Annotated in this window: 10 protein-coding genes; 6 read left to right on the top strand and 4 right to left on the bottom strand. The window is 68.9% G+C overall.

The window, feature by feature from the left end; translation table 11 throughout:
* Nucleotides 1–63 precede the first annotated feature (63 nt).
* On the bottom strand, nt 64–2,343 hold the full coding sequence (locus ASD34_RS16235; protein ID WP_056579486.1) for a heavy metal translocating P-type ATPase: 2,280 nt from the start codon (nt 2,341–2,343) through the stop codon (nt 64–66).
* Between the two features lie 70 nt (nt 2,344–2,413).
* Between ASD34_RS16235 and cadR the strand changes: the two genes are divergently transcribed.
* From cadR to map, 3 genes are all read left to right on the top strand, one after another.
* Nucleotides 2,414–2,884 carry a Cd(II)/Pb(II)-responsive transcriptional regulator gene (gene cadR / locus ASD34_RS16230; protein WP_056579483.1) on the top strand — a complete coding sequence of 157 codons (471 nt, stop codon included), beginning with the start codon at nt 2,414–2,416 and terminating at the stop codon, nt 2,882–2,884.
* Between the two features lie 77 nt (nt 2,885–2,961).
* Nucleotides 2,962–3,219, top strand: a complete 258-nt coding sequence (locus ASD34_RS16225) for a ParD-like family protein (protein WP_056579482.1) — start codon at nt 2,962–2,964, stop codon at nt 3,217–3,219.
* A gap of 2 nt (nt 3,220–3,221) precedes the next feature.
* Complete coding sequence (gene map / locus ASD34_RS16220; protein ID WP_056579480.1) at nt 3,222–4,013, top strand: type I methionyl aminopeptidase; 792 nt, start codon at nt 3,222–3,224, stop codon at nt 4,011–4,013.
* A gap of 66 nt (nt 4,014–4,079) precedes the next feature.
* Here map and ASD34_RS16215 read toward each other — a convergent pair whose 3' ends face one another.
* From ASD34_RS16215 to ASD34_RS16205, 3 genes are all read right to left on the bottom strand, one after another.
* The gene (locus tag ASD34_RS16215) at nt 4,080–5,204 is read right to left on the bottom strand and encodes a 3-deoxy-7-phosphoheptulonate synthase (RefSeq protein ID WP_056579478.1); all 1,125 of its coding nucleotides are present in this window, start codon (nt 5,202–5,204) and stop codon (nt 4,080–4,082) included.
* A gap of 86 nt (nt 5,205–5,290) precedes the next feature.
* Nucleotides 5,291–6,082 (bottom strand): serine O-acetyltransferase, encoded by a 792-nt coding sequence (gene cysE, locus ASD34_RS16210; protein WP_268810583.1) that lies wholly within the window; start codon nt 6,080–6,082, stop codon nt 5,291–5,293.
* Between the two features lie 67 nt (nt 6,083–6,149).
* Nucleotides 6,150–6,881, bottom strand: coding sequence for an RNA methyltransferase (locus tag ASD34_RS16205; protein WP_056579474.1), 732 nt, complete (start codon nt 6,879–6,881; stop codon nt 6,150–6,152).
* Nucleotides 6,882–7,003: 122 nt separating this feature from the next.
* Here ASD34_RS16205 and ASD34_RS16200 point away from each other — a divergent pair, with 122 nt between their 5' ends.
* From ASD34_RS16200 to ASD34_RS16190, 3 genes are read left to right on the top strand one after another with little or no spacing between them, the layout of a single operon-like run.
* On the top strand, nt 7,004–8,056 hold the full coding sequence (locus ASD34_RS16200; RefSeq protein WP_056579472.1) for an inositol monophosphatase family protein: 1,053 nt from the start codon (nt 7,004–7,006) through the stop codon (nt 8,054–8,056).
* Nucleotides 8,056–10,296 (top strand): FUSC family protein, encoded by a 2,241-nt coding sequence (locus ASD34_RS16195; protein WP_056579468.1) that lies wholly within the window; start codon nt 8,056–8,058, stop codon nt 10,294–10,296. The genes ASD34_RS16200 and ASD34_RS16195 overlap by 1 nt, the downstream gene beginning before the upstream one ends.
* The gene (locus ASD34_RS16190) at nt 10,296–11,384 is read left to right on the top strand and encodes a mechanosensitive ion channel family protein (RefSeq protein WP_056579465.1); all 1,089 of its coding nucleotides are present in this window, start codon (nt 10,296–10,298) and stop codon (nt 11,382–11,384) included. Before ASD34_RS16195 ends, ASD34_RS16190 begins: the two co-directional genes overlap by 1 nt.
* Nucleotides 11,385–11,474 lie beyond the last annotated feature (90 nt).

Genomic DNA, 11,474 nt, shown 5'->3' with positions numbered 1-11,474 from the left:
ATGACGGCCGATGTTAGTGCCATCGCCGCCGGCTTCGCGCGGGCCCTTGCGCCCCGCCAGAACTCACTCTTTGGGCATCCGCATCAACCGCAACCCGTTCGCCACCACCAGCAGGCTTGCCCCCATGTCCGCGAACACCGCCATCCACATGGTCGCGCTGCCGAACACCGCGAGCACGAAGAACACGCCCTTGATGCCGAGCGCGAGGGTGATGTTCTGCCACAGCACCGCGTGCGCGCGGCGCGACAGGCGGATGGTCTCGGGGATGCGGCGCAGGTCGTCATTCATGATGACCACGTCGGCCGCTTCCATCGCGGTGTCGGTGCCGGCGCCGCCCATGGCGAAGCCGATGTCGGCCTTGGCGAGCGCGGGGGCGTCGTTGATGCCGTCGCCGGTCATCGCAACGGCGCCGTAGCGCTGCTGCATCGCCTGGATGGCGCCCAGCTTTTCTTCGGGCAGCAGGTTGCCGCGGACGTCGTCGATGCCGGCATGCGCGCCGATGGTCTTCGCGGTGGCGGTGTTGTCGCCGGTGAGCATGACGGGCGTCACGCCCAGTGCGCGCAGTTCGGCGACGGCGGCCTGCGACGAGGGCTTGATGGTGTCGGCCACCGCGAACAGCGCGAGCACCGACTTTTCCGATGCGAGCAATGTCACGGTGCGGCCGGCCTCTTCGTGCCGCTTGAGTTCGGCTTCGAGCGCCGGCGAGCACAGGCCGCGCTCTTCGATCAGCCGGTGGTTGCCGAGCACGTAGTTCTGACCCGCGTGCGTGGCCCGCACGCCGCGCCCAGGCAGCGCGGTGAAGTCGTCGACCTCTTCGGCCGACCCACCCAGGCCTTGGGCAATGGCCTTCGACACCGGGTGGTCGGATCGGCCCGCGATGTTGGCGGCCAGGGCGTACACCGCGCCTTCATCGCCACCGGCCTTGTCGATCAGCACCGACTCCACCAGCTTGGGCTTGCCTTCGGTGATGGTGCCGGTCTTGTCGAGCGCCACGGCCTTGAGCTTGCGCGCTTCCTCCAGGTAGGTGCCACCCTTGATGAGAATGCCGCGACGCGCGGCGGAGGCCAGCGCGCTCACGACCGTCACGGGCGTGGAGATGACCAGCGCGCACGGGCACGCAATGACCAGCAGCACCAGTGCCTTGTAGATGGCTTGCATCCAGGTCCAGTCCATGAGCCACGGCGTGAGCGCCGCGACGGCCAGTGCCAGCACGAAGACGGTGGGCGTGTAGATGGCAGCGAACCTGTCGACGAAGCGCTGCGTGGGCGCGCGCGAACCCTGCGCCTCTTCCACCGCGTGGATGATGCGCGCGAGCGTGGTGTTGGCCGCCACGGCGGTCACGCGGAACACCAGCGCACCGGTCTGGTTGATGGTGCCGGCGAACACCGCATCGCCCGCGACCTTGTCCACTGGAATGCTCTCGCCCGTGACCGGGGCCTGGTCGATGGCGCTGGTGCCTTCGAGCACCACGCCGTCCAGCGGCACCCGCTCGCCGGGTCGGATGCGCGCGACGGCATCGAGCGCCACCGCGTCGGCCCGCACGGTCTGCCAGCTGCCGTCGGGCTGCCGCACCTGCGCCTGTTCGGGCGCGAGCGCGAGCAGGCTCTGGATGGCGTTGCGCGCGCGGTCGACGGCGCGGGCCTCGATGAGTTCGGCAATCGCGTACAGCGCCATCACCATCGCGGCCTCGGGCCACTGGCCGATGATGAAGGCGCCGGTGACGGCGACGGCCATCAGCGCGTTGATGTTCAGGCGCCCGCGCACCAGCGCGGCAAAGCCCTTCTTGTAGGTGTCCAGGCCGGCCAGCGCGATGGCCGCGAGCGCAAGGCCCATCTCGGCGGCCATGGAGCCCACGCCGTCGAGCGCCATGAAGGACACGGTCTCGGCCGCGATGGCCAGCACCAGCGCGGCGACGAGGCGCGCCAGGCCGGTCGACATGCCGGCAAAGCGCGCAGGCTCCACTTTCTGCGCGCCCGATGCCGCCACCGGCTCGGGCTTGAAGCCGGCCTGGCGGATGGCGTCGAGCGCGGCGGGCAATGCGCCGTCTTCGGTGGTGAGGGCCAGCGTGCGTTCGCTCAGGCGAAAGCGCAGGGCCTTCACGCCCGCGACGGGCTCGAGGGCGCGGCGGATTTCGGACTCTTCCACTGCGCAGTCCATGGTGGGAATGCGAAACAGGACCGCGCCCTTCGGCAGGTCGGCGGGTTCGGTCGACGCCGGCGCACTGCCGCACACGGGGCTGCCGCAGCAGGCCGTTTCCGCGGGTGCAGGGGCGTGATCGTGCGCATGGTCGTGCCCATGATGGTCACGTGGAACCGGCGTTTTCAGGGTGTTCTGATTCGTCATGCGTTCATTGGAAACCCTGAAGCAGGTGTAGAGTCAACCGTTGATTGCCACTTCCTTGAGATGCCGCATCATGAAAATCGGTGAACTGGCCAAGGCCACGAACACGCCGGTCGAAACCATCCGGTACTACGAGCGCGAGCAGCTGCTGCCCGCGCCCGCGCGCACCGACGGCAACTACCGCATCTATGACGACGAGCACACGCAGCGGCTGGGCTTCATCCGCCGCTGCCGCTCGCTGGACATGACGCTCGACGAGATTCGCAGCCTGCTGAAATTCCGCGATGCGCCGCAGGACGACTGCGGCGAAGTGAACCAGCTGCTGGACGACCACATCGGCCACGTGGCCTCGCGCATCGCCGAGCTGAAGACGCTCGAAAAGCAATTGAAGGCGTTGCGCCTGCAGTGCGGCGGTCCCGAATCGGCGAGCGCCTGCGGCATCCTGCAGGAACTCGACACCGCCGCGCTCACGCCCGAGCCATTCGGCCAGCACGCCGGCCATGTGCACGGCACGTTGCATGGCGGCTCTGCCAAGCGCTCCTGAAGGCGGGGTTCGCCCCATCACAAGCGACCATATGAAACGCATATAATCCATATACATTTCATATAGAAAATTCGCTTATGGGCATCGTCAAGATTTCGGACCTGATGCACGAGAACCTGCGCGTGGCGGGCAACGCCCTCAGCCGATCGATCAATGCACAGGCAGAGCACTGGATGCGCGTCGGCATGCTGACCGAGATGCACCCCGACCTGGACTACCGCGAGGTCTGCCAGTTGCTGATCCAGGCCGAACTCTCGGGTGGCCTGGACATTGCCGCGACGGCTGCCTCCGCACCCCTTGCCAGGCCGCGCGTGCCTGCAAACGGCAAGCACTGACGATGGCACACGACGTTCCCCTTCGTTCCGCCGAAGAACTCGCGATGGCGCGGCGGGCCGCGCAACTGGCCGCGCAGGTCCTGGCCATGATCGAGCCCCACGTCGTGCCCGGCGTGAGCACCGACGCGCTCGACCGCCTCTGCCACGAACACATCGTGAAGGTGCAGGGCGCCGTTCCCGCCAACGTGGGCTACCTCGGTTATCCAAAAACCATCCTCACCTCGGTCAACCAGGTGGTGTGCCACGGCATCCCCTCGCCCGACAAGATCCTGAAGAAGGGCGACATCGTCAACATCGATGTGGCCGTCAACAAGGACGGCTGGTTTGGCGACACCAGCCGCATGTTCTTCGTCGGCGAACCCGGCGTGCTGGCCCGTCGCCTCGTCGAGACGACGTACGAAGCCATGTGCGCCGGCATCCGGCAGGTGAAGCCCGGCGCAACGCTGGGCGATGTGGGCCATGCCATCCAGTCCGTGGCCCAGGGCGAGCATTTCAGCGTGGTGCGCGAGTACTGCGGACACGGCATCGGCCGCATCTACCACGACGAACCGCAGGTGCTGCACTTCGGGCGGCGCGCAGCGGGCCTCGTGCTGGAGCCGGGCATGGTCTTCACCATCGAGCCGATGCTCAACGCGGGCCGCGCCGAAACGAAGCAACTGGCCGACGGGTGGACGGTCGTGACCAAGGACCGCTCGCTGTCGGCGCAGTGGGAGCACATGGTGGCGGTGACGGCCGATGGGTACGAGGTGCTGACGGCCTGGCCGGACGGCACGGGCGCTTACGCGCCGATCTGACACGGCAATCAGCCGCCTTCCAGCTGCGCCTCGATGGCGAAGGCGTGCATCCCGGTCCTCTGCGGGTCAGGCCTTTGTGAGCCGCCGCCGCGCCTTGACCGCCGAGGCCAGCCCCTGGAGCACCGGCACGGTCTGCGCAAAGCCGATGCACGCATCGGTGATCGACACGCCGTGCTTCAGCGGCACGCCGGGCTTCAAATCCTGCCGGCCTTCTTCGAGGTGGCTCTCGATCATGATCCCCGTGATGCGCCGCTCGCCGGCCGCAATCTGCGTGGCCACGTCTTCGGCGACCACGATCTGCCGCTGGTGCTGCTTGCTGCTGTTGCCGTGCGAGACATCGATCATCACTTGCGGGCGCAGACCGTTGGCCAGCAGCGCCTCGCAGCTGGAGGCGACATCCGCGGCCGAATAGTTGGGCGCCTTGCCGCCGCGCAGGATGACGTGGCAGTCGTCATTGCCGCGCGTCTCGAAGATCGCCGCCATGCCCATCTTGGTCATGCCCATGAAGGCATGCGGTGCGCGGGCCGCGAGGATGGCGTCGGCCGCCACCTTCACGCTGCCATCGGTGCCGTTCTTGAAACCGACCGGGCAGCTCAGGCCCGAGGCAAGTTGCCGGTGGCTCTGGCTCTCGGTGGTGCGCGCGCCGATGGCGCCCCAGGCGATCAGGTCCGCAATGAACTGCGGGCTCAGCAGGTCGAGAAACTCGGTGCCGGTCGGCAGGCCCAGCGTGGTCAGCTCCAGCAGCAAGCGCCGCGCGCGCTCCAGGCCTTCGTTGATGGCAAAGCTGCCGTCCAGGTGCGGGTCGTTGATGTAGCCCTTCCAGCCGACGGTGGTACGCGGCTTCTCGAAGTAGGCGCGCATCACGATGACGAGGTCGTCCTGCAGCGAATCGGCGACCTTCTTCAGGCGCTGTGCGTAGTCGATGGCCTGGTCGTGGTCATGGATGGAGCACGGGCCGACCACGACGATCAGCCGGTCGTCGCGGCCATGCAGCACGTCGGCAATGGCGGCGCGGCTGCCTTCGACGAGTGCGAGCGTGTTGTCGCGCACGGGCACGCGCTCCTGCAGCAGCGCGGGGGTCATGAGCGGGCGAACGGCGCCGATGCGCACGTCGTCGATGCGCGTGGTGTCGAGCGTGCTGTCGCGGGAGCCGACTTCGGCGTCGTGCAGGGGGTCGTCGAGGCGGGGCATGGTCGTGGGTCTGTTTCGAAGAAGATTTCCTCGATTGTCCCCTCCAGGCCGACCACGGCCGGCGGCGCCCTCTTCTGCCGGCCTGCTTACTTGCCGATGAGCTGCGAGAGCTTCTCGGCCTCGAAGCTCTCGCCGCGCGCCGCGTCGCCCGGCACGCAATCCTTCGTGCCCGGCTGCGCCGACAGCTTCTCGATGGCCTGCCACAAGAGCGCGATCTGGTGCTCCTGGCTCGATGCGTTGTCGATCAGCCCGCGCATGGCCTGGCTCAGCGGGTCGTCGTCCTGCGTGATGCCGTAGGCCGTGAACTTCTGCGGCGCGGACACGTCGGCGCTCTCGCCCTCTTTCGAGGGGATGATGCGCGCGGGAATGCCCACCGCCGTGGCGCCGGCCGGTACCGGCTTGATGACCACCGCGTTGGAGCCGATCTTGGCGCCGTCACCCACGACGAAGCCGCCCAGCACCTTGGCGCCCGCGCTCACCACCACGTTCTTGCCCAGCGTCGGATGGCGCTTGGTGCCCTTGTAGAGCGAGGTGCCGCCCAAGGTCACGCCCTGGTAGATGGTGCAGCCGTCGCCGATCTCGGCGGTTTCGCCGACCACCACGCCCATGGCGTGGTCGAAGAACACGCGCTCGCCGATCTTGGCGGCCGGATGGATCTCGATGCCCGTGAGCCCACGCGCGCAGTGCGCGATGAAGCGGGCCGGCCACTTGAAACCGTGGGTCCAACAGGCATGCGCCCAGCGGTGCAGCACGACCGCATGGAAGCCAGGGTAGACCGTGACCACTTCCCAGGCGCTGCGGGCGGCCGGGTCGCGTTCGAGGATGCACCGGATGTCGGCGCGCAGGCGAGAGAACATCGCTGCCTTTGTTGTCGTTATATCGATAGGGGCCGGGCAGTCTAAAGCCGGGCGTCTTCGCTTACGCGCGATGGGGTTTTGTTGCAGTTCAGCTGCCGCGCGGCGGCCGGGTGGCGTCACTCATGGCCTTGGCGATGCCGCGCAGGATATGGATTTCCTCGGGCGTGGGCTGTGCGCGGTTGAACAGCTGCTGCAGTCGCGGCATGAGTTTCTTGGGCGCCGCCGGGTCGAGAAAGCCGATGTCGACCAGCGAGCGTTCCCAGTGGTCGAGCATGCCGGCCACGGCCCGCGCGTCGGCCGCCTCCACCGGCGCGATGGCCTCGCGCACGCCGTAGCCGCCCAGCGCCAGGCGCCATTCGTAGGCCACCACCTGGATGGCCGCGCCCAGGTTGAGCGAGCCGAACTTCGGGTCGGTCGGGATGCTCAGGGCCACGTTGCAGCGGTAGACGTCCTCGTTGCGCATGCCGAAACGCTCCGAGCCGAACAGGAAGGCCACGTGCTGGTCGCCCTGCGTGGCCAGCGGCTCCAGGTGCTCGCGCGGCGTGCGCGTGGGTGGGCCGAAGTCGCGCGGGATCATGGCCGTGGCGCACAGGTGGGTCACGCCGTCGAGGGCTTCATCGAGCGTCTCGACGATGCGGGCGTTGTTCAGCACGTCCAGGGCGCCGCTGGCGCGCTGGATGGTTTCCTCGCGCCGCAGCACGTTGGCCCAGCGGGGCGTCACCAGCACCAGGTCGTCGAAACCCATGGTTTTCATGGCGCGGGCGGCGGCGCCCACATTGCCGGCGTGGCTGGTCTGGATGAGGATGAAACGGGTACGCATGACGGGTGGGGAAGACACAAACGGGCTGAGCCGGTAAAATGCCCGATTCTCGCCGCCCGCATCGCCGGACCGCAGGGTCACCTCCAGAGGGGCCTACCTCACCGTTCTTCTCACAATCCAGAATGTCGTCCCCCAACCTGCATCCCATGCTCAATGTGGCCGTCAAGGCCGCACGCGCCGCCGGCGCCATCATCAATCGCGCCGCCCTCGACGTCGAGGCCGTGCGTATCTCCCAGAAGCAGGTCAACGACTTCGTCACCGAAGTCGATCACGCCAGCGAGAAGGTCATCATCGAGACCTTGCTGGGCGCCTACCCGGGGCACGGCATCCTGGCCGAAGAATCGGGCACCGAATACGGTGCCAAAGACTCCGAATTCGTCTGGATCATCGATCCGCTCGACGGCACCACCAACTTCATCCACGGCTTCCCGGTCTACTGCGTGTCGATCGCGCTGTCGGTGCGCGGCAAGATCGAGCAGGCGGTCGTTTTCGACCCGTCGCGCAACGACCTGTTCACGGCCACCAAGGGCCGCGGCGCCTACATGAACGAGCGCCGCATCCGCGTGTCCAAGCGCGTGAAGCTCAGCGAGTGCCTCATTTCCACCGGCTTCCCGTTCCGCACGGGCGACAACTTCAAGCAGTACCTGGCCATCATGGCGGACATGATGCCCCGCATGGCCGGCCTGCGCCGACCCGGCGCGGCCGCGCTCGACCTGGCCTACGTGGCCGCCGGCTTCACCGACGGCTTCTTCGAAACCGGCCTGAACCCCTGGGACGTGGCGGCCGGCTCGCTGCTGGTGACCGAGGCCGGTGGCCTCATCGGCAACTTCACGGGCGAGCCCGAGTTCCTCGACCAGCGCGAGTGCCTGGCCGGCGCCCCGCGCGTGTACGGCCAGCTGGTGCCGCTGCTCGCCAAGTATTCCAAGTTCGCCAACGTGGACGACAAGCTGCGCGCCAGCGACCGCGTGCGCGCCGTGTCGGCTTCGACCCGCTCGACGCCCGACGACGCCTCGGTCGACCTGTACGCCCGCAGCACCGTGACCGACCAGACGGCGGCCTCGCTCGACGGCAGCGTGCAAGCCCCCGCGGCAGCCCCCGCCGCGCCGGCCGCCCCGCGCAAGCTCACCCGCATCAAGCGCGAGGCGCCCGCCGAGGGCGACGCCTCCGCCAAGTGATGACGGGGCCGGGCGCCGCCGCACGGGTTCGTGCGGCGTTGCGCATTGCGCTGAGCCACTACGTTGCGAGCGGGCTCACCGTCGCACTCGGCCTGCTCGTGATCTCGGGCGGCGTGCACCTGTGGCTGGGCACCCTGGCCGCCTCGGCTGCCGCCACGGGCGTGATCGTCACCGCGCCGCCCGACCTGCCCGGCCCGCGCCGCGGCAAGTTCCTGCAGATGCTGCCGGCGCCGCTCATCGGCCTGCCGCTGTTCTTCGCGGTACAGATGCTGCACGGCGCACCGATCCGACTCGGGCTGCTGCTGGTGCCCGCCACCTTCATGGCCTTCGTGGCCATGGCCTGGGGCAAGCGCGGCATTCCCATCGCCATCGCGGTGATGTTCTCGATGATCTTCTCCATGGCCACGCCAGCCCCCGCCGGGCTGGCCGATGCCATTGCGCGCACACAGGAGTTCGGTCTGGGCGCCGGCCTGTACGTGGTGTGGGCCACGCTGGCCAACCTGCTGCTCAACGGTCGCTTTCGCACCCAGTCGATCGCCGACGTGCTGTTTTCGCTGGCCGCGCTCATGCGCACCGAGGCCAGCCAGTTCACGCCGCAGGACGAAACCCGCGACATCCGCGACACGCCCGCCTCGCTGCTGGGCCAGCTGCTGCGTGAGCAGGCCGCGCTGGCCGACCAGCTGCAGGCCACGCGCGACATCGTGCTCGAGTCGCCCCGCACGCCGCGCCGCCAGCGCCTGGCCGGCATGCTCGTGATCGTGCTCGAGATGCGCGACCAGCTGCTCGCCAGCGAGCTCGACCTCGACGCCCTGCGCGCCCATCCCTCACACGCCCAGGCGCTCGTCAAGATGCGCCGCATCCTCGAAGAGCTGGCCGACGAAACGAGCGGCCTGGCCGATGCGCTGCTCATGCGCCGCCACCCCGCCGCCGTGGCCGACCGGCGGCCGCGTCTGGCCGCGATCCACGTGACGGCGGACGACGAAGACACGCCCGGCCAGATGGGCCCGTCGGCCGCGATGCTCGCGCGCGGGCTGGCCAGCCGCATCGGCCACATCAACGACGAGGTGCTGCGCCTCGCGGCCATGGCGCGCGGCGATGCCGAGCCCAACCTGGCCGTCGTGCGCGCCAACTGGCAGCTTTTCGTGAGCCCGACCGACTGGTCGCTGCGCCCCTTCCTCGCGCTGTGGCGCTGGGACGCGCCGCCGCTGCGCCACGCCATCCGCGCCGCGCTGGCCATTGCGGCCGGCTACGGCATCGCCGTGTCGATGCCCTGGGGGTCGCACGACTACTGGATCTTGCTGACCATCGTGGTGGTGCTGCGCGGCAGCCTCTCGCAGACGCTGGAGCGACGTAATCACCGCGTCGCCGGCACGCTGCTGGGCTGCGTGCTCGCGGTCGGCCTGCTGTCGGCACACCCCTCGGCGCTGATGCTGCTGGTGACCGTGACCATCGCGCAGGCCATTGCCCACAGCTTCGCGGTGCGGCGCTACCTCGTCACCGCCGTGGCCGCCACCGTGCTGGGCCTGCTGCAGGCCCACATGCTGAACTCCGGCACCGCGCCCATCTTCGCGCTGTTCGAGCGCATCGCCGACACGCTGATCGGCGCCGCGCTGGCCTGGGGCTTCTGCTACGTGCTGCCCTCGTGGGAGCGCACGCAGATTCCGGCGCTGGTGGCGCGCGTGCTCACTGCGCAGGCGCGCCACGCGCGGCTCGCGCTCGGCCTGGGCCAGCTGCAGGCCATCCAGAGCAGCCCCGAACTCGAATGGCGCCTCGCGCGCCGCGAGGCCTACGACAGCCTCTCGGCGCTGGTGCAGGCCACGCAACGTTCGCTCTCCGAACCGCGCGCCGTGCAGCCGCCGCTGGAGCCGCTGGAGCATCTGCAGGCCCACAGCTACCAGTTGCTCGCGCAGCTCAGCGCCGTGAAGTCGATGCTCGTTCTGCGCCGCGACCGCCTCACGCCCGGCGACATCGAAGGCCCGCTCGTGCGCACCGCGCAACGCATCGAGGCTGCGCTGGGAACCATTCCGATCGCAGGGCCCTCTCACCCCGAGAGCACGGGTGCCACCACCGTCGGCGGCCCCATTCCATTGCCCGACCCGTTCGACAACGACATCAGCCCCTGGCTGGTGCGCCGGCTCGACCTGGCCACGGCGCTCGCCACGCAGCTGCGCGACGACGCAGCGCGCATTCTTCAACCACTGAACGACCACCACGCAGAAGCAAAGACCACCCCCGCCTGATGACCCAAGAGCTCCTTGCACACCCCTGGTTCGGCACCTGGATTGCCGCCCTCATCGCCGTTCCTCTCGCCCTTCTCGCCCACCGCATCGGTGGCATGGTCCTGCGGCGGATCACCCGCCCGGCCCCCGCCGTGCACGCGATGGTGGTCAACTGCACCGCCCCCGCGCGGCTGGTGCTGCCGCTGGCGGCACTCATGATGGTGTGGCAGGCGGCGCCCGAAGACCTGCGCTATCTCGGCAGCGTGCGGCATCTCACGGGGCTGCTGCTCATCGCGGCCAGCACCTGGTTCGTGCTCAAGGCCATCAGCGGGTTTGCCGACGGCGTGCTCGCGCAGCATCCCTCCGACATCTCCGACAACCTGCAGGCGCGCCGCGTGCTCACGCAGACCCGCGTGCTCGCGCGCACCGCCATGTCGGTCGTCGTGGTGGCCGGCGGCGCCATGATGCTCATGACCTTTCCGGGCGCGCGCCAGGTCGGTGCCAGCCTGCTGGCCTCGGCCGGCGTGATCGGCATCGTGGCCGGCCTGGCGGCCAAGCCGGTCTTCAGCAACCTCATCGCGGGCCTGCAGATCGCGCTGTCGCAGCCCATTCGCATCGACGACGTGCTCGTGGTCGAGGGCGAATGGGGCCGCGTCGAGGAAATCACCGGCACCTTCGTGGTCGTGCGCATCTGGGACGACCGGCGCCTCATCCTGCCGCTCACCTACTTCATCGAAAAGCCCTTCCAGAACTGGACCCGCCACTCGGCCGAACTGCTCGGCTCGGTCTTCTTCTACCTGGACTACGGCATGCCGCTGGCGCCGCTGCGCGCCGAGGTCGAGCGCATCGTGAAGGCCGCGCCCGAGTGGGACGGCCGCTTCTTCAATCTGCGCGTGACCGACGCCACCGAACGCACCATGCAGGTCCGCGTGCTCTGCACCGCAGCGACCTCCGGCCTGGCGTTCGACCTGCGCTGCAACGTGCGCGAAGGCGTCATCGACTTCATGCAGCGCGAGTACCCGCAGTTCCTGCCGAAGATGCGCTTCGAGGGCATTGATCCGGCGATGGGTCAGCCCGCGGGGGCGCTGCAGGGCGCGGCGGCGGGCTGAGGCCCCGCCGCTTTTTCTTTCGCTCCTCTTTCGCTCCTCGCGCGTCCGCAACACCAGGGGTGCACCCAGCCGCGTTCGCAATCGCGGATG

Origin of the sequence: Variovorax sp. Root473 (assembly GCF_001426505.1) — a bacterium.
Lineage (GTDB): Bacteria > Pseudomonadota > Gammaproteobacteria > Burkholderiales > Burkholderiaceae_C > Variovorax.
Note: the sequence above shows the minus strand (reverse complement) of the source record. Positions and strands in the feature narration are given on the sequence as shown.

What these genes read in the sequence shown, in the direction of transcription:
- ASD34_RS16235 (WP_056579486.1), bottom strand. Translation starts at nt 2,343, where the DNA reads ATGACGAATCAGAACACCCTGAAAACGCCGGTTCCACGTGACCATCAT.
- cadR (WP_056579483.1), top strand. Translation starts at nt 2,414, where the DNA reads ATGAAAATCGGTGAACTGGCCAAGGCCACGAACACGCCGGTCGAAACC.
- ASD34_RS16225 (WP_056579482.1), top strand. Translation starts at nt 2,962, where the DNA reads ATGGGCATCGTCAAGATTTCGGACCTGATGCACGAGAACCTGCGCGTG.
- map (WP_056579480.1), top strand. Translation starts at nt 3,222, where the DNA reads ATGGCACACGACGTTCCCCTTCGTTCCGCCGAAGAACTCGCGATGGCG.
- ASD34_RS16215 (WP_056579478.1), bottom strand. Translation starts at nt 5,204, where the DNA reads ATGCCCCGCCTCGACGACCCCCTGCACGACGCCGAAGTCGGCTCCCGC.
- ASD34_RS16205 (WP_056579474.1), bottom strand. Translation starts at nt 6,881, where the DNA reads ATGCGTACCCGTTTCATCCTCATCCAGACCAGCCACGCCGGCAATGTG.
- ASD34_RS16200 (WP_056579472.1), top strand. Translation starts at nt 7,004, where the DNA reads ATGTCGTCCCCCAACCTGCATCCCATGCTCAATGTGGCCGTCAAGGCC.
- ASD34_RS16195 (WP_056579468.1), top strand. Translation starts at nt 8,056, where the DNA reads ATGACGGGGCCGGGCGCCGCCGCACGGGTTCGTGCGGCGTTGCGCATT.
- ASD34_RS16190 (WP_056579465.1), top strand. Translation starts at nt 10,296, where the DNA reads ATGACCCAAGAGCTCCTTGCACACCCCTGGTTCGGCACCTGGATTGCC.